At 60.3% G+C, this 17147-nt stretch carries 19 protein-coding genes and 1 tRNA gene; 3 read left to right on the plus strand and 17 right to left on the minus strand.

The features are described from left to right. Positions 1-36: 36 nt before the first annotated feature. The 7 genes from I5L03_RS09885 to I5L03_RS09915 all read right to left on the minus strand — a co-directional run bounded on the left by I5L03_RS09885 (position 37) and on the right by I5L03_RS09915 (position 5207). Positions 37-579 (minus strand): redoxin family protein, encoded by a 543-nt coding sequence (locus I5L03_RS09885; RefSeq protein WP_197921624.1) that lies wholly within the window; start codon positions 577-579, stop codon positions 37-39. After that, complete coding sequence (locus tag I5L03_RS09890; protein WP_197921625.1) at positions 576-2534, minus strand: heme lyase CcmF/NrfE family subunit; 1959 nt, start codon at positions 2532-2534, stop codon at positions 576-578. Before I5L03_RS09890 ends, I5L03_RS09885 begins: the two co-directional genes overlap by 4 nt. Continuing rightward, positions 2531-3019, minus strand: a complete 489-nt coding sequence (gene ccmE / locus I5L03_RS09895) for a cytochrome c maturation protein CcmE (RefSeq protein WP_197921626.1) — start codon at positions 3017-3019, stop codon at positions 2531-2533. Before ccmE ends, I5L03_RS09890 begins: the two co-directional genes overlap by 4 nt. Then, positions 3016-3156, minus strand: a complete 141-nt coding sequence (locus I5L03_RS09900; protein WP_197921627.1) for a hypothetical protein — start codon at positions 3154-3156, stop codon at positions 3016-3018. The genes ccmE and I5L03_RS09900 overlap by 4 nt, the downstream gene beginning before the upstream one ends. Next, on the minus strand, positions 3153-3899 hold the full coding sequence (gene ccmC, locus I5L03_RS09905) for a heme ABC transporter permease CcmC (RefSeq protein ID WP_197921628.1): 747 nt from the start codon (positions 3897-3899) through the stop codon (positions 3153-3155). Before ccmC ends, I5L03_RS09900 begins: the two co-directional genes overlap by 4 nt. Positions 3900-4017: 118 nt before the next feature. Beyond that, the gene (locus tag I5L03_RS09910) at positions 4018-5082 is read right to left on the minus strand and encodes a Glu/Leu/Phe/Val family dehydrogenase (protein WP_197921629.1); all 1065 of its coding nucleotides are present in this window, start codon (positions 5080-5082) and stop codon (positions 4018-4020) included. Between the two features lie 48 nt (positions 5083-5130). Then, positions 5131-5207 (minus strand) — tRNA-His (locus I5L03_RS09915). A 196-nt stretch (positions 5208-5403) separates the two neighbouring features. Between I5L03_RS09915 and I5L03_RS09920 the strand changes: the two genes are divergently transcribed. Continuing rightward, positions 5404-6048, plus strand: coding sequence for a prolyl hydroxylase family protein (locus tag I5L03_RS09920; RefSeq protein ID WP_197921893.1), 645 nt, complete (start codon positions 5404-5406; stop codon positions 6046-6048). Then, entirely contained in the window at positions 6045-6458 is a 414-nt protein-coding gene (locus I5L03_RS09925) for a GFA family protein (RefSeq protein WP_197921630.1), read from the plus strand. Before I5L03_RS09920 ends, I5L03_RS09925 begins: the two co-directional genes overlap by 4 nt. A 56-nt stretch (positions 6459-6514) precedes the next feature. On the opposite strand, the gene rpmE is transcribed toward I5L03_RS09925, so the two are convergent. From rpmE to pyrH, 10 genes are all read right to left on the minus strand, one after another. Continuing rightward, entirely contained in the window at positions 6515-6751 is a 237-nt protein-coding gene (rpmE, locus tag I5L03_RS09930) for a 50S ribosomal protein L31 (RefSeq protein ID WP_197921631.1), read from the minus strand. A gap of 352 nt (positions 6752-7103) precedes the next feature. Continuing rightward, entirely contained in the window at positions 7104-7553 is a 450-nt protein-coding gene (fabZ, locus tag I5L03_RS09935; protein WP_197921632.1) for a 3-hydroxyacyl-ACP dehydratase FabZ, read from the minus strand. Between the two features lie 21 nt (positions 7554-7574). Then, positions 7575-8258, minus strand: coding sequence for an OmpH family outer membrane protein (locus I5L03_RS09940; RefSeq protein ID WP_197921633.1), 684 nt, complete (start codon positions 8256-8258; stop codon positions 7575-7577). Further along, entirely contained in the window at positions 8258-10987 is a 2730-nt protein-coding gene (gene bamA / locus I5L03_RS09945) for an outer membrane protein assembly factor BamA (RefSeq protein ID WP_197921634.1), read from the minus strand. Before bamA ends, I5L03_RS09940 begins: the two co-directional genes overlap by 1 nt. A gap of 184 nt (positions 10988-11171) precedes the next feature. Then, positions 11172-12296 carry an RIP metalloprotease RseP gene (rseP, locus tag I5L03_RS09950; protein WP_325100159.1) on the minus strand — a complete coding sequence of 375 codons (1125 nt, stop codon included), beginning with the start codon at positions 12294-12296 and terminating at the stop codon, positions 11172-11174. Between the two features lies 1 nt (position 12297). Continuing rightward, entirely contained in the window at positions 12298-13452 is a 1155-nt protein-coding gene (locus I5L03_RS09955) for a 1-deoxy-D-xylulose-5-phosphate reductoisomerase (protein ID WP_197921635.1), read from the minus strand. Then, complete coding sequence (locus I5L03_RS09960) at positions 13449-14198, minus strand: phosphatidate cytidylyltransferase (RefSeq protein WP_234035196.1); 750 nt, start codon at positions 14196-14198, stop codon at positions 13449-13451. Before I5L03_RS09960 ends, I5L03_RS09955 begins: the two co-directional genes overlap by 4 nt. Next, positions 14185-14826, minus strand: coding sequence for a polyprenyl diphosphate synthase (uppS, locus tag I5L03_RS09965; RefSeq protein WP_199803269.1), 642 nt, complete (start codon positions 14824-14826; stop codon positions 14185-14187). The genes I5L03_RS09960 and uppS overlap by 14 nt, the downstream gene beginning before the upstream one ends. Positions 14827-14884: 58 nt before the next feature. Beyond that, complete coding sequence (frr, locus tag I5L03_RS09970; RefSeq protein ID WP_197921637.1) at positions 14885-15439, minus strand: ribosome recycling factor; 555 nt, start codon at positions 15437-15439, stop codon at positions 14885-14887. Positions 15440-15442: 3 nt separating this feature from the next. Next, the gene (pyrH, locus tag I5L03_RS09975; RefSeq protein WP_197921638.1) at positions 15443-16165 is read right to left on the minus strand and encodes a UMP kinase; all 723 of its coding nucleotides are present in this window, start codon (positions 16163-16165) and stop codon (positions 15443-15445) included. A gap of 128 nt (positions 16166-16293) precedes the next feature. Between pyrH and I5L03_RS09980 the strand changes: the two genes are divergently transcribed. Beyond that, complete coding sequence (locus tag I5L03_RS09980; RefSeq protein WP_197921639.1) at positions 16294-17145, plus strand: metallophosphoesterase; 852 nt, start codon at positions 16294-16296, stop codon at positions 17143-17145. The last annotated feature ends 2 nt before the right edge of the window (positions 17146-17147 follow it).

Below are 17147 nucleotides of genomic sequence, written 5' to 3' on the forward strand. Positions count from 1 at the left end.
TCAAGATTACGAATGCGAATAGCTGCGCAATGCGTTTCACGATCCGCTCCCCGCTTTGCGTAATTCTTCCATCAGTACTGGGATGTCACCCTCGGCGACTATGCCGATATGCTGGTAAGTAATGCGACCGCTGCCATCGACGACAAAGGTTTCGGGCACGCCTGATGCGCCAAGCGCGAACTGAATTTCGGAAATGTCATCGCGCCCGATGCGGGTGAAAGGATTGCCGTAAGCGCTCAGGAAACGCGCGACGTCTTCCTCTCTGTCCCGCAGGGCAATCGCATGGATAGTTGCTCCTTGCCGCTCAAGCGCTTCGAGCTGCGGCGCTTCTACCCGGCACGGGATGCACCAACTACCGAAGAGGTTGAGCAGCGCAGGCTCTCCATTGGCGAAATCGGCGGAGGAAAGGCCCGGTCGATCTGCGAAAGCCGGCTCGAGGTCGAATTCGGGGATCTGCTCGCCCACCATGGCGCTGCGCACAAATTCATCCTTGGGCTGGGACAATTGATACGCGAACAGCGCGAACAGCGACCCGGCGATGGCGACGATGATCCAGAGCGTGATGCGCAGCTGCTTCATGCGAGCGCCCCTTCGGGCAATTCCTCGTCCACCTTTTCACCGGATGCCTGTTGCCGGCGACGGCGAACATCGCCCACCACGCGGCCGACAAGCGACAGGGTCCCGCCCAGAGCAATCAGCAATCCGCCATACCAGATGAATGTCACAAATGGCTTCCACCAGAGGCGCAGCTGCCAGCGGCCATCATCGCCCTGATTGCCCACAGCGACATAGAGCTGGCCATTCCAGCGCGTCAGCAGAGCGACTTCGCTCGTCTGCATCGTGGGAGTCCAGAAATTACGCGATTGCGGGCGCGCCTCCTGCGCGGCGCCGCCTTCGTAGGACATCAGTAAATTGGCCTGCATCGCCGTCCAATTGGGCCCGGCGACCGCGTTCACGGTCTGCAACTGGCCGGTCCAAGGGCCGACTTCGATGACATCGCCGATATTCGCAGCGACCAGCCGTTCTTCCTGGAAAGCGGTGTCCGCCGACATTCCGAAAATGGCGACCGCGATGCCGAAATGGGCGATGCACATGCCCCAGATGGTAAGCGGCGTACGGCCCAGCGCGCGGCCAAAGAGCGGCGCAAAGCTTGCCACCGCAAGACCGGCGGCCAGCACGAGGCCAAGGAATGGAAGCAGGCCGATATTGTCGAAGAAAAGCGAACAGGCGAGCACCGCCACCATGACCACGCCGACGATCGCAAGCGGTTTTGTGAGTCGCCCCGCCCTGTCATTGCGCCAGCGCAGAAGCGGGCCGACCATCAGCACCAGCATCATCGGCAGGAAGAAAATCGCGCTCACCGGATTGAAATAAGGCGGGCCGACCGAGACGCGGACATCGAACGCTTCTGTAAAAAGCGGATAGAGCGTGCCGATCAGCACGACGCCGAGGATCGCTGTGAGGCCGATATTGTTGACCACCAGAGCGCCTTCACGGCTGAGCGCGCTAAACCGTTCGCCTTCCGCAATCGTGTTGGCGCGCAGGGCAAAGAGCACCAGTGCTCCGCCGATATAGAGCACCAGAAGTGCAAGGATGAAGCTGCCGCGCTGAGGGTCCACAGCGAAGGCGTGGACGCTCGTCAAAATGCCCGATCGCACAAGGAATGTACCCACCATGCTCATGGAGAAAGCAATCACGCCGAGCATGATGGTCCATGTGCGCAAAGCATCACGCGCCGCGAGCACGCTTGCCGAATGCAGCAGAGCGGTCGCAGCCAGCCATGGCATAAGCGAAGCATTCTCCACCGGATCCCAGAACCACCAGCCGCCCCAGCCGAGCTCGTAATACGCCCAGTAGGAACCTGCGGTGATGCCGACGGTGAGGAAAATCCACGCTGCCAGCACCCAAGGCCGCATTACGCGGGCGAAATCTGGAGTCACATTGCGCGTCAACAGAGCCGCAAGCGCGAAGCTGAAAGCAATCGAAAGGCCGACATAGCCGATGTAAAGCGTGGGCGGATGGAAGGCCAGGCCGACATCCTGCAGCAGCGGGTTAAGGCCATTGCCTTCCGGCGGGATCTCCACCAGCCGCTCAAACGGGTTGGAGCTGAGCAGCAGGAAGGCATAGAATCCCAAACCGACGAAGGCCTGCGCAGCCAGCGTCGCCATCATCGTCTTTTCGGGCAGGCGCCGCTCGATCAGCGCAATCGCACCGCCAGCCAGCGCCATGACGGTGATCCACAGCAACATGGAACCTTCATGATTGCCCCAGGCGCCCGACAGCTTGAAAATCATCGGCTTCATCGAATGCGAATTGGTCGCAACCAGCTTCACCGAGAGGTCGGTAACCGCAAAAGCGTAGAGCAATGCGCCGAAGGCTACGGTGCAGAGAAACGCCTGCAATGCAGCCGCTGGCCGAGCGAGCGCGGCAATTTCTGCAGTTTCGGTTCGCGATCCCACGAGACCTGCGAACAATTGCAGCAAAGCCAGGGCAGCTGCCAGCCAGAGGGCTGCAAGGCCGATTTCAGGTATCACTGACCGGTGCCCGCCACGCTGTCCTGCAATTCGGCGCGCATTTCCTCGCTGCTCATGCCTTCAAGCTCGCGCGGCATGTAATTCTCATCATGCTTGGCGAGCAGCGTATCGGCCACGAAAACGCCGTCTGTATTCAACCGGCCATCCGCCACCACGCCGGACCCTTCGACGAAGAGATCGGGCTTGATCCCAGTATAGACCGCCTGCACCCGCTCGCCATCGCCGGCGACGACGAATTCGACGGTGACCCCGTCTTCCTGCATCTGCATGGAGCCCTGCTCCACCATGCCGCCAAGCCGAATTGCCTGCCCCGGCTCGGGCGGATTGGCGGCGATATCGGCGGGCATGTAGAAATAATTCGCCTGATCGCGCAGCGCGACCATCGCAAGGAGCGTCGCGCCGATCAGCGCGGCGACAGCGAGAACAATCAGCACAAGTCGCTGATGCTTGGGTTTCAGACCGCCTCTGGCGCCGTCAGCACTCATTTGCCTTTTACCTTGTCCCTGCGCGCTTCAGCCTTGCGCATCGTGAGCCAGCTCTGGCCGACCAGCAGCAGCGTCGCGATGATGGTGACCGCAAACGCAGCGTAAACGAATAGCATCTGGTCGAGCGATTCTCTCACGCCGTTGCTCCTTCGGTGGTAAACTCCGCCTTCTGAGCCTTGCGCCGCAAGCGGGCCTCCGCCTGTACCTCGGCCAAAATAGTGCGCATCCGGGCGAGGACAACACCGCCGAACAGCAGTGAAAAGCCCAGAACGGCGATCAGCAGAGGCGTAAGAAACACCCCGTCAATCGAACTACCGCCAGTCGTGATGCTAGGCGGCTGGTGCAGCGAGTTCCACCACACCACCGAGCGATTGATGATCGGCACATTAATCGCGCCCACCAGGCCGAAGATCGCAGCGATACGGCTGGACTGCCCTTCCCGCGCCAGCGAGCCGGAGAGCGCGATATAGCCGAAATACAGAAACAGCAGGACGAGCATGGAAGTAAGCCGACCGTCCCACACCCACCAGGTGCCCCATGTGGGGCGGCCCCAGATGGACCCGGTGACAAGGCAGATGAAAGTGAAGACTGCGCCCGGCACAGCCGCCGCGCGCGCTGCAATCGCCGCCAGCGGATGCCGCCATACAAGCTCTACAAGGCTGGCAATCGCAATCGCCGTCCATCCACCCATGCCGAGCCATGCAGCGGGCACGTGCACGAACAGGATGCGCACGGTATCGCCCATCAGACGATCGGGCGGGACGTTGTAAAAGCCCCATAGAAGGGCGACGCCGGTGACCAAGAGCCCGGACACGAGCAGCAGCGGCGTCAGCCACTTGGCGATCCGCAAAAAGCGGGCTGGATTGGCGTAGAGATGCATGTGTCGTCAGTTACGATCCGTTGCCTGCATCAATGGCACTTGCAACGCGCGGCGGCAAGCCAAACCAAAGACCGTCTCCGAGGAATTTTACCGTCCAAGTGCCCAGACGGCTGGACAATCACCCGCGTCCGATCAGCTCGCGCGCCATCGCGTCGGCCACTTCGTTGGACGGGCGGCCTTCGGCCTCGCTCTTTTCCCAGATCGACTGCAGGCGGCCCGGGATCTGCGCGATGCGTTCATGCACCTGTTCAATCGTGCATTTCTTGCCTGCCTGACGACAGAGATATTCCCAGCTGACATTGATGATGCCGCCGGCATTAATGACGTAATCCGGCGCATAAAGGATGCCGCGCGCATGCAGCAGCTTGCCATGTTCAGGCCGTGCGAGCTGGTTGTTTGCTCCCCCTGCAACGATGGCGCAATCGAGCGCTGCGATACTGTCTTCATGCAAGACCGCACCGAGCGCATTCGGGCTGAGCACATCGCACGGCGTCGACATGATGGTATTCACGTCCACCACTTCGCCGCCTGTCTCTTGCGCCAGATCCTGCGCGCTTTCAGCATGGATATCCGCCAGGATCAGCTGCGCGCCGTCCTTGGCGAGCAATCGGGCCACTCCGCCGCCCACAGAACCGCAGCCCTGCACCGCAACGCGCACACCGTCCATGCTGTCCCTGCCCATTTTGTGGGCGACAGCAGCCTTGATACCGAGATAGATGCCGTGCGCCGTAAACGGCCCGGGATCGCCGCCCGCATCGCCTTCATCGGCGGGAAGTCCGCAAACATGCGCGGTGCGCTTTGAAATTTCGACCATGTCGGCTTCGCTTGCTCCGACATCTTCTGCGGTGACATAATTGCCGCCCAGCGCCTCGACCGCATCGCCGAAAGCGTGGAGCATCTCGGTCGTCTTGGTGCCGTCCTTGTCGAGCACCACGACAGCCTTGCCGCCCCCCATGGGCAGGCCCGCCATCGCATTCTTGAAGCTCATGCCGCGTGACAGGCGCAGCGCATCGCGCATGGCCATTTCGGGCTCGGCATAATGCCAGAAGCGGGTTCCGCCAGCGCCGGGGCCAAGATGGGTGGAATGGAGCGCGATAATTGCGGTCAGGCCACTGGCGCGATCATGCACGACCTCGACGCGTTCGTGTTCGTCCCAGTCGGCTTCGTTCCACAATGCTGGCATGTCGCGCCCCTCATCACCCGTATGATCGGCAGCGAAGCAGGGAGAAAATGGGGCGATCGAGGGGTCTCGAACCCCCGACCTCCGGTACCACAAACCGGCGCTCTAACCAACTGAGCTACGATCGCCACACTATACGCAAGCGCATGCCAAGGCTTGGCGCTTTACGGGCCTGCGCTGGCCGGTCAAGCGGCTATCAACGCGGGGGCGAGCCAATTGCACAACTTGCTTTTCATGCAAAGCAAAAAGTGTGCATCGGGGCCAGACACGCAAGATTATTTCGTGGGCCTTTTCGCTGAGCGCCTCTCGCTCTATGCCGGAGCCATGTCGAGTCTCGCCGCGAATCCGGGCGCAACCAGCCCCGAATACCTCTTGCAGCACAAGGGCGTGCGCCGTGTACCATCGCCGCGCGCGATCGTGCTGCACTGCCCGAATTTATTACCGCCGGACCTGTGCGCGGAACTTGTCCGCCTGATCGACAAGGATCGCCGCCCCTCTACCATCGCCGATGCCAATGGCGATAATTACTTCCGCACGAGCGAAACCTGCGATCTCGAAGCGAGCGAGCCAGCCGTGCGGGATCTCGAAGCGCGGCTTTTCAAGCTTAACGGCATTGATCCGGCGCATGGCGAGCCGGTTCAGGGCCAGCGATACGATGTGGGGCAGGAATTCAAGGCGCATACGGATTTCTTCGAGCCCAACGGCGCTGACTTCGAACGTTTTTGCTCGGTCGCAGGCAATCGCACGTGGACATTCATGATCTATCTCAATGATGTGGAAGCTGGCGGCGCGACGCGGTTCAAAGTGCTGAAAAAGATGTTCCAGCCAGAAATCGGCAAGCTGGTGTGCTGGGACAATCACCGCGAAGACGGCTCACTCAATCCCGCCACACTCCACCACGGCATGAAAGTGCGCAAAGGCGTGAAATATGTGATCACCAAATGGTATCGCGAGAGGGCCTGGGAATGAGTAAGCGGACGACAGGCGGCTGCCATTGCGGAGCGGTGCGGTTTGCCTTCGCAATGCCGGATGAGCCGCTGATCCGCCGCTGCAATTGCTCGATCTGCGCGATGAAGGGCATTGTGATGCTCGACGTGCCCAAAAGAGATGTTGAAGTGACGCAGGGCGAAGACGCGTTATCCACCTACACCTTCGGATCGGGCGTGGCGAAGCACCACTTCTGTTCGCAATGCGGCATCCATGTTCTGCAGGAGCTGCGCTCCGAGCCTGAGAACGTCGCGGTCAGCTATGCCTGTATCGATGATGTTTCGATTTACGAGCTACCGGAGGTTCCAGTTTTCGACGGGCAGAACCATCCTGCCGATACCGGTCAGTATGAGTATATCGGCGTGCTGACGCTGAAACACATCGAAAGTTGAATCAAAAAGGGCGGTCCAGCAGGACCGCCCCTTTGAATGTCGCGAAGAGCGCGGGCTTAGTCGGCTTTCTTGCCGCCCAGCTTGATGCCGCCGAAACGCTGGTTGAACTTGGCAACACGGCCACCGTCCTGAATGCGCTGCGGACCGCCCGTCCATGCCGGGTGGCTGGTCGGATCGATTTCGAGGTTCATGGTGTCGCCTTCCTTGCCCCACGTGCTGCGGGTCTGGAATTCGGTGCCATCCGTCATTTTGACGTTGATCATGTGGTAGTCGGGATGCGTATCGGCCTTCATGGCAAAATCCTTTTGTGCGTGAAACCGGTTCCGACCGGTCGTGCAATGTTCGGAGAAAGCGCGCGGATAGAGTGGTAGCGAGGATTTTGCAATCCCTCTTTTGCGAACCCGCCTCCGCGGGTTCGTCCTCGCTAGATGCGCAGACAAGCTGCGCCCGCTGCGGGCGGCCGTTCGGCCTTGCGGGCTAGTCGCCCGTGCTCCGCAACGCCAATTGATTGAAGTGCTGGGCTCGCTGGCCAAAGGTCAGCTAAAGCGAGCAACCGCGAAGCCCACAGATGCCGCGCAGGCGGAACGCAGTCCCGCCGGAGCGAATAGCACCGAGGATGCTCGCCCGGATGGGCGAGCGTAACAATCAATTAGGCGGATCGGCGATCATCGCGGTGAAGTTGACTTCACACGTCACTTTGCCGTCGACGCTTGCCTTGCCTTCGAATTTGCAGATCTTGCTGCGCTGCTGGGTGAAGGCCACGTCGAGCTTGAGCAGGCATCCCGGCTCTACGGGCGCGCGAAACTTCGCGTTCTCGATCGCCATGAAATAGACGAGCTTGCCGCTATCGGCGAGGTCCATGGTCTCGATGCCGAGGATGCCCGCGGCCTGCGCCAACGCCTCGATCTGCAGCACGCCCGGCATGATCGGCCGCCCCGGAAAGTGACCCTGGAAGAAATCCTCGTTGAAACTCACCGCCTTGATGGCGCTGATCCGCTCTCCCTTCACGATCTCCTCGACCCGGTCGACGAGAAGCATGGGATAGCGGTGAGGCAGAGCCTTGAGCACGCGCGTAATGTCGTATGTTTCGCTCATGGCCCTGCCCCGTATCCTGTTTTAGCGACCGCTTTCAGCTGCCGGAGCAGGGGTCTGCTGCGCGGCGGCCTGCTGCTGCTGCAGGATCGCGAGCGTCAGCAATTGCTGAACCTGCTGGAACAGCTGCACTGCCGCATCGCTCGGCTGGTAATCGGCAGGCGGAATGATGTTCACAGCCGGAACACGCGCATTCAGCGCTTCCACAACGGCAGAGGTCACATCTGCGTCACCAAAAGCCACTGCAGCCGGTTCGAGAACCAATTGGATGTTGCGTTCGGACATAACCTGCTGAACCGACGCGGCATATTGCTGGGCGACCTGCTGCACCACGAAAACGCGGGCCAGGTTGATCGGGCGCTGCAGCGTAGCAACTTCCTGATCGATCGCCTGGATCTGCTGCACAGTCGCATTGTTCGGATCCTGCGTTGCAGGAGCTTCGGCTTCGTCTAGCTGGCCGTTGCCGTTCGTGTCGAATGTCAGGATCAGCTGCTGGCGCTGCTGCTGGCGCTGCTGGATCGTGGTGCGCTGCGTTTCATACTGCGTGGCGATCTGCTGATAGCCATTCTGCAGGGCCTGCGAGCTCGTTACCGCGCCTGCCAGATCGACAGTTGCGATGCCGTTGACCTGTGCAGCGGCGGTATGCGGTGCAGCCACGGCACCGGCGAGAAGAGCGGCGCCGAGCGCGCGCTTGAAAAGAGTTTTCATCAGAATTGTGTTCCTACATTGAACGTAAAGAGTTTGGTTTCATCGCCTCGCTGATCGAGCAGCGTCGTGGCGAGGTCGACCCGGAACGGGCCGAAGGGCGAATTCCAGTTAACGCCCACACCCACGGAAATACGCGGGGTCGCCGAGTTACCGACGAATTCTTCGATGAATGGCGGCAATTGCGTGCCGATCGGCGCGTTTTGCGAGCCATCCGGAGCGATGGGCGACGTGACTACCAGCGGCGGCAGCGGCTGGCCGGCATCATTGAGCAGCGGATTACCCGCAGCATCACGCTGAGCCTGCGCGAAGGTCGGCAGGCCATCTTGCAATTGCGGGATGAACAGCCCGTTGGGTGCGGGGCTTTGCGTCAATTGCGGTGTTTCGACATCGAACACCGAGCCGACATCGATGAAGACGGAGGGTCGCAGGCCGAGCTCCCGCGCGCCCGAACCAAGCGGAATTTCGATTTCCGCGCGAGCAAGGTAATAGGCATTGCCACCCAGCGCATCGTCCTGGTTGCGCTCATCATCGATCGGATTTGGAACGAGATTGCCGTCTTCATCCTGACTGAAGAAACGACGCACGACGCGCGGCCCTACACCGCGAATGTCGAAGCCGCGGATCTGCCCTTCGCCAAGGAAAAAGCGCTCATTCAGCAGGACGCCTTCATCACCCCAACCATAGATGTAACCACCTTCGAGCGACAGCGAACCGATAAACCCGCTGCCAAGGTTCCAATATCGTGCTGCGTTCACACGGGCGCGGGCATATTGCGTATCGCCGCCCAGCCCTGCAAAATCGAGCGAGAGACTGGCGTTGGTGCCACGCGTCGGGCGCAGGCGGCTGTTCAGTGTGTTATAATTGAAAGAGACACCAAGGATCGACTGCAGGCGATCACCCAGCGCGTCGCAAAGATAGCGGCCCGCCACCAACGGCTCACACTGGGCAACGCCATCGCCATCGAAATCGCGGAAGAACTGCCGTTCATCCAACGTGATTTCCTGATAATTCAGCGTGTAGCGGCCAAGCAGGCTGATATATTCGGTCAGCGGCACGCCGACACGAAGGCCAAAGCCCGTCGTCGTCTGCTCATAGGTTGCCTGGTCACGGTCGAAGAAGCCGTTGTTGAAATCCTGGCGGTAGATATCGAAGCCGAGCGCGATGTCGCGATCGAACACTTTGGGTTCGGTGAAACTGATATTGGCACTTTGCGAGAAGCGCGAATAATTGACCGACAGGCCGACCGACTGGCCGCGACCGCGGAAGTTGTTCTGGCGGATCGAGCCGCTAAAGATAAAGCTTTCGAGGCTGGAGAAGCCGGCTGAAAGTGAAAGCTCACCCGTCGGCTCTTCCTGCACGTTTGCCTGCAGGATGATGCGATCGGGCGAAGAGCCTTCAACCTGTTCGACTTCGAAGTTTTCCTGAAAATAGCCCAACGAGTTGATGCGCGCGGTGGAACGGCGCACCTGCAAGCTGCTGAAAACGTCGCCTTCCGCAATACGGAATTCGCGGCGGATTACCTTGTCCTGCGTGAGCGTATTACCGTTGATTTCGACCGCTTCGATGTAAACGCGCGGCGCATCGGCCACGGTGAACGTCACATCCATTGTGCGATCTTCCGCATTGCGGACCACGCGCGCGTCGACATTGGCAAAGGCATAGCCAAAGGCACCGGCCGTTTCCGAAAGACCTTCCTCGACATCTTCGATCTGGCTCGAATTGAACCAATCGCCCGATTCGATGGTCAGCTGCGACGTTAGCGCTTCGCTGGAGAAATCGCGCAGCTGGCTGACAACCTCGACGTCGCCCCAACGGAACCGCTCACCCTCTTCCACGACATAGGTGATGATGAAGTCACGGCGATCCGGCGTCAGCTCGGCAACGGCCGACACGATGCGGAAATCGGGATAACCTTCGGTCAGGTAGAATTCGCGCAGCAGCTGCTGGTCATACGCCATACGATCGGGATCGTAGCTGGTATTGGAGCTGAGGAAGGCCAGCAGGCTGTCTTCCCGCGTCACCATGGCACCGCGCAGCTCTCCGTCGGAGAAAACCTCGTTGCCAATAATGTTGATCTGGCGAACCTTCGAACGCGGACCTTCGGAAATCTCGAAAATCACGTCTACGCGGTTCTGGTCGAGCATGACCATTTGCGGCTCTACGGTCGCGGCAAAGCGGCCTTGGCGCTTATACAGCTCGATAATGCGGGCAACGTCTGCGCGCACTCGGCTGCGGGTAAAGATCTGGCGCGGCGAAAGATTGATTTCAGGCAGAATTTCTTCTGCATCGACGCGGTTGTTCCCTTCCAGGATGATCCGGTTGATGATCGGGTTCTCGACCACGTTGATCACCATCACTCCGGTGGAGGGATTAAAATCGATGGCGTAATCGGCAAACAGTTCTGTCTCGGCCAGGCTGATCAGCGCCTGGTCAGCAGCAGCAGCCGTATACTCGCTGCCGGGGCGCAGCTGAATATAGCTGACAATCGTTTCCGGCTCGAGACGCTGGGCGCCCGATACCGAAATCTGCCGGATGATCTGTGCCTGGGCCTGCGGAGCGGGTGCGGGAGTAGGCTGCGCTTCCGCATCCTGCTCCTGCTGCGCCGCGTCCTGCTGAGGCACCTCAGTGTCCTGTGCGGCGGCGGCCATCGGCAGCCCGGCAAGCATGGTGCAGCCCAGCAGAGCCGTTGCATAATGCGATGCAGTAATTGTCCGTGTTTTGGAACCCATTATCCGTCCACTCTAATCGACAACAGCGCCCTGAAGATCAGCCCTTACAGCCCAACCCCCATGTGGGCCAAAACCCGGTCGTCTCTCTAGGGTCAATAGCGCGAAGTGCGCCCTTGCCCCATGCCAGCTTGGCAATCAAGCGACCATCCGGGATTTCAAGCTGAAACTGTCACCCTTTCCCCGCCTAGCTGCCGAAGAGCGGCAATTTGGCGACATCTAACAACGTCACAAACACCATCAGCGCCAGAACAACGGCGACACCGGCGCGAAACGCTAGCTCCTGACTGCGGGCACTGGCTGGACGACGGCGGATTGCCTCGACCGCGTAAAACGCCAGATGCCCACCGTCGAGTGCGGGGATTGGCAGGAGGTTAATGAATGCCAAGTTAATTGAGATCAGGGCGGCGAAGCTGACGAATTCCAGCCATCCAAGGCTGAGACGTTCTCCCGAAACCTTGGCAATCGTGATCGGTCCGCCAAGCTCATCCACCGAGCGATCACCAACGATAATCTGCTTGATACCAAGGATGATGAGCTCGAACATATCCCAGGTCTCAGCGGTGGCGAGACCGACGGATTGGATGATGCCGACATCCTCGAAAGTCCGCTCGGTTGGCCGCGTTTCCACGCCCAACCGCCCTATTATCGAGGTGTTGCCGAACTCGTCCGTGATTTCGAACGGCTGGGAGGTGACGGGCAGAATAACCTCACCGCCATCGCGCTCGATGGTGATATCCCATGTGCGGCTGGGATAGAGCATAACGGTGCGCTGCAGATCGCGAAAATCAGCTAACTCTTCGCCATCGATCGCGATTATGCGATCGCCCACTTCCAGCCCGGCAGCCTCGGCGCCCGAATCTTCAGAGATCGCAGCGATGTAGTTTTCCTGAGACGGATCGGCGGCAAGCGGCTTACCGAAGGCCATGAAGAAAGCTGCAAAAATGGCGATGGCGACGAGGATATTGGTCACCGGGCCAGCCGCTACGATCAGCGATTTCTGCCACAGCGGCTTGGTCTGAAACGCATCGGATGGCGGCGGATTATCCGGATCGGGAATGCTCGCCGGATTCATGTCGCCGCGAAATTGCACATAGCCACCGAATGGCAGGGCGGACAGCTTCCAGCGCGTGCCGCGCCTATCGGTATAGCCCGCCAGTTCCTTGCCGAACCCGACCGAAAATGCATCTGCCCCTACACCGAAATAGCGGCCGACAAGATAGTGGCCCAGCTCATGCACCACCACCAATGGCCCCAGCATCAGCAGGAAGCCGACAGCATACATCCACCATGGCAACGAGGTAATTTCCAACTCAGGCTAGCTCCATCACGTCTTTCGCACGCATCCGCGCTTCGGCATCGACAGCCAGAACGGCATCGAGATCCTTCGGCGCTTCGGGCGCGTACATTTCGAGAGTTCTGGCCACTATTGCCGAAATTTGGGTGAACCTGATCTGACCGTCAAGGAAAGCCGCCACCGCGACTTCATTCGCCGCATTCAGGACAGCGGGCGCCCCGCCCCCTGCATAGACCGCTTCGCGTGCAAGTTTGGTCGAAGGAAAACGCTCTTCATCGGGCGCAAAGAAGGTCAGCTCGCCAACGGCCGCCAGGTCGAGCGGCTTGCACTGTGTGTCCATCCGCTTTGGATGCGCGAGGGCTGATGCGATTGGCACCCGCATGTCGCTCGGCCCGAGTTGCGCGAGAGTCGAGCCGTCGCGGTATTCGACCATGGAGTGGATGACGCTCTGCGGGTGGACGATGATACGCAGCCGGTCGAGACCGACGGGAAACAAGTGATGCGCCTCGATGAATTCGAGCCCCTTGTTGAACATTGTCGCACTGTCGACGCTGATCTTCGCGCCCATGTCCCAATTGGGGTGCGCGATGGCCTGCGCGGGGGTCACAGCGTCCAGTTCTGCGAGGCTTTTGGTGCGCAGAGGGCCGCCACTCGCGGTCAACGTGATCCAGCGCACGTCTTTAATGTCATTGCCCTGCAGGCATTGGAAAATCGCATTGTGCTCGGAGTCGACGGGCAGCAGCGTTGTGCCGTGCTCGGCGACCTTGGCCGTCATGACATCACCCGCCGAGACGAGCGCTTCCTTGTTGGCGAGCGCGACGGTGTTGCCCTGCTCGATGCTGGCCATGGTAGGCGCGAGGCCTGCGCAGCCGACAATCGCCGCGACTGTCAGGTCCGCCGGACGGCGCGCGGCTTCGACCAGCGCCTGCGTGCCGCCAGCAGTTTCGACGGAGGTGCCGGACAGGTGCTCGCGCAGTTCGCCAAGGCAGCTTTCGTCGCCGACAACCGCGATCTCAGCGTCGAATTCCATCGCCAGCTTCGCCAGCTTTTCTGCCGAGCAATTGGCGCTCAGCGCGACGACATTCCAATTGTCCCGGTCACCGCGGATCAGGTCGAGAGTGGAATCGCCGATGGAGCCGGTCGCCCCGAAAATGGAAATGCTGCGGGTCATGACGGATGCACATTATACCACAAAAGTGCCGCGACAATGGCAACCGGCAGCAGGCCGTCCACACGATCGAGCACGCCGCCATGTCCCGGAATAAGGTTGGACGAATCCTTTACTGCCGCCTTGCGCTTCATTCCGCTTTCCAGAAAGTCGCCCGCCTGCGCGACGACAGCGAGCCCCGCACCAATCCCAAGCGCAGCCAAGCCAATCAGCGAGAAGGCTCGCTCTCCGACGTTGCTATAGAAAAAGCCGAAAGAGACCAGCGCCGCCGCAGTGGCTCCGCCAGCGAGGCCCGCCCATGTTTTCGATGGGCTAATGCGCGGGGCAATCTTGGGGCCACCGATGGCCCGGCCAGAGAAATAGGCGCCGGTATCGGTCGCGATCACAATCGCAACGACGCCCAGCACCACTTCATAAGGCAAATTGGCCAGGCAATAGCCGGCGGCCGCAATGTAGAAAGTGCCGATCAGGAAGATCGCGCCCTGTTTCCAGCCGTCGATTTTAAGGCGCCGGGAAATGCGCAGCAATTCCCAAATGCCGATAACCGCAACCGCGCCGCAAAAAGTGCTCCACCAGATACCGCCCAGCCACAACGCTGTGCCCGCAATCGCTACCATGACCAGCGCGCTCGCCGCGCGTTTGGGTAGATCGCCTGTCCGAACCGCAAACGGCACGGCCATGACTTTTTTGGCGTAACGTTTCACCCGGTCGCGTTTGCGCTCAGGGGGTGTCAGCTTATCGCCCTCCATAGCGGCGCTCCCGTGTCGCAAAAGTCTCGCAGGCATCGCGCAGACAGTCCTCGTCGAAATCGGGCCAGAGCAGGTCCATGAACAGCATTTCCGCATAGGCTGATTGCCACAGCAGGAAATTGGACAGGCGAACTTCACCACTGGTGCGGATCAGCAGGTCGAGAGGCGGCAAATCGGCGGTGTAGAGATGCTTTGAAATGCTTTCAGGGTCGATTGAGCCCTCTTCAGCAGCCAGCCGCGCTGCGCGGGCGATTTCCTGCTGTGCGCCATAATTCAGCGCCACTGCGAGTGTCCGGTCGCCGTCCTTCGTCCGCTCCAGCGCGTCTTCAAGCTTGGCGACAATATCGGGCGCGAAAGCCTTGTAATCGCCAATGATCTTCAGCCGTACACGGCGCTCAATCATGTCCTTGAGGTTGGCTTCGATAAACCTGCGCATCAGGTTCATCAGGTCAGAGATTTCCTCTTCCTCACGCTTCCAGTTCTCGGATGAGAACGCGTAAAGCGTCAAGCATTCCAGCCCCAGCGTTTCAGCCGCCTGCACGGCCCGCTTGACCGCATCACCGCCCGCCTTGTGGCCGAGCGCACGCGGCAGGCCGCGCTTCTTCGCCCATCGGCCATTGCCGTCCATGATGATGGCGACATGGCGGGGGTAGTTTTCTTTGGGCACGGGTGACAGGTTCCGGCGCTTATTGCGTCAAGATTTCCTGAACCTTTTTCTCGACGGCGGTATCCACTTCCGAGACGTGAGCATCGGTAGCTTTCTGAACCTCGTCTTCCATCCGCTTGCGGTCGTCTTCCGAGATTTCTTTCTTCTTCTCGTCTTCCTTCAGCGCCTCCATGCCGTCACGGCGGACATTGCGAATGGCGACTTTGGCTTTCTCGCCATATTCGCCTGCGAGCTTGGCTAATTCCTTGCGGCGCTCTTCATTGAGGTCCGGCATGGGGAGGCGGATAGTCTGCCCATCGGTCATCGGGTTGAGGCCGAGATTGGCTTTGGAAATACCCTTTTCTACCGCGCTGACATTCGACTTGTCCCACACCTGCACGCTGAGCATGCGCGGCTCCGGGGCGGAGACGGTGGCGATCTGGCTCAGCGGCATCATTGCGCCGTACACTTCGGCCACGACCGGATCGAGCAGCGCGGTGTTCGCGCGGCCGGTGCGCAGGCCCGAAAGATCACCCTTTAGGCTCTCGACGGCGCCATCCATGCGGCGCTCAATGTCGCTCTTGTCGTATTTCATCGCTTACTGATCCTCTTTCACAATGGTCTGCACGCCTTCACCCGCCAGCACGCGCGCAACATTGCCCCGCTCGCGGATCGAGAAGACCACGATGGGGATATTGTTGTCGCGGCACAATGCCACAGCGGAGGCATCCATAACTTTAAGATTGCTCGCCAGCACCTGATCATAGCTGACGGTATCGAAACGGGTCGCATCGGGGTTGCGCTTGGGATCGCTGTCATAGATCCCGTCCACGCTAGTTCCCTTCAGCAGCGCATCGCAGCGCATTTCCGCCGCGCGGAGGGCAGCGCCGGAATCAGTCGTGAAATAGGGAGCGCCAACACCGGCGGCAAAAATCACGATGCGGCCCTTTTCGAGGTGACGCTCTGCCCGGCGACGGATCACCGGCTCGCACACCTGGTCCATCTGGATGGCGCTCTGCACACGCGTATCGACGCCGAGCTGCTCAAGCGCGCTCTGCATCGCCAGCGCGTTCATCACTGTGGCGAGCATGCCCATGTAGTCGGCCTGCGCACGGTCCATGCCCTGCGCTGCACCCGCCATTCCGCGGAAAATATTGCCGCCACCGATAACAAGGCAGATTTGGAGACCCGTCTCCTTCGCCGCCTTCACCTCTTCAGCAAGACGCATGACGTAAGAGGGATCGATCCCGAACTCCTGCTCCCCCATCAACACCTCACCCGAAAGCTTCAGCAGGATGCGCTTGGTGTCGGGTAGCAGCATGTTTCGGAATGTCCTCTCAATCGGGCGTTTGCGCGGCTTTAGAGTGAGTGCGCGGCGAAGCCAAGTGTTCCACGATGGTTTTGCCTTGTGCACTTGTGCGCCAGGCACTGCCGCGCCAGCATCCGCCAATGTCAAAGCTGCTCTCAGCCCTGCTCTGCCGCTGGAAAGTGATCCTGCTCGCCCTTGTCGTGATTGCAATCGCACTCGGAGTAAAGGCGTGGAGCGATACAATGGCCGATCCAGATGTCTTGCGGACGGAAGTATCGTTGACTGGATATCCAATCGAGTCCCCCCCGATCACTGTCGCCCTGCTCTCGGACATCCACGTCGCCGGGCCCGATATGCCGCCAGAACGACTTGCTCGCATCGTCGCGCAGATCAACGCGCTCAACCCCGACATCGTGCTAATCGCCGGCGATCTGGTAAGCGAGAAGCGGATCGCGACGCACATCTACACGGCAGAGGAAATCGTCGCCCCGCTCGGCGCATTGACCGCGCCGTTGGGAGTGGTCGTCGTGCCCGGCAATCACGATCACTGGTTCGATTGGGAGGGACTGCAATCCGCCCTCTCCCGCCACGGCATTCACATTTTGCAGAACGAAGCTGCGCAAGTCGGCCCGCTGACAATCGGCGGCGTGGATGACGCCTATACGCGGCGGGACGATCTTTCTGCCGTGCTCCAGCAGATGGAAGGTCTGCGCGGCGGTCGGCTCATCCTGACGCACAGCCCCGACGTATCGCCGCAGGTGCCGGCCAACATTTCGCTCGTTCTTGCCGGTCACACCCATTGCGGCCAGATCAGCCTGCCGATCGTGGGGCCGGTCTCCTACCTCTCCGAATATGGCGATCGCTACGCTTGCGGTGAGACTATCGAAGGCGGGCGGACCGTAATCGTCGGCGCCGGACTGGGGACGAGCCTACTGCCGATCCGTTTCGGCACGAAGCCGGAGGTTTGGCTGATTGAATTGTCCGGCCAATAAAA

It is taken from the genome of Aurantiacibacter sediminis (genome assembly GCF_016019885.1).
Lineage (GTDB): Bacteria > Pseudomonadota > Alphaproteobacteria > Sphingomonadales > Sphingomonadaceae > Alteraurantiacibacter > Alteraurantiacibacter sediminis.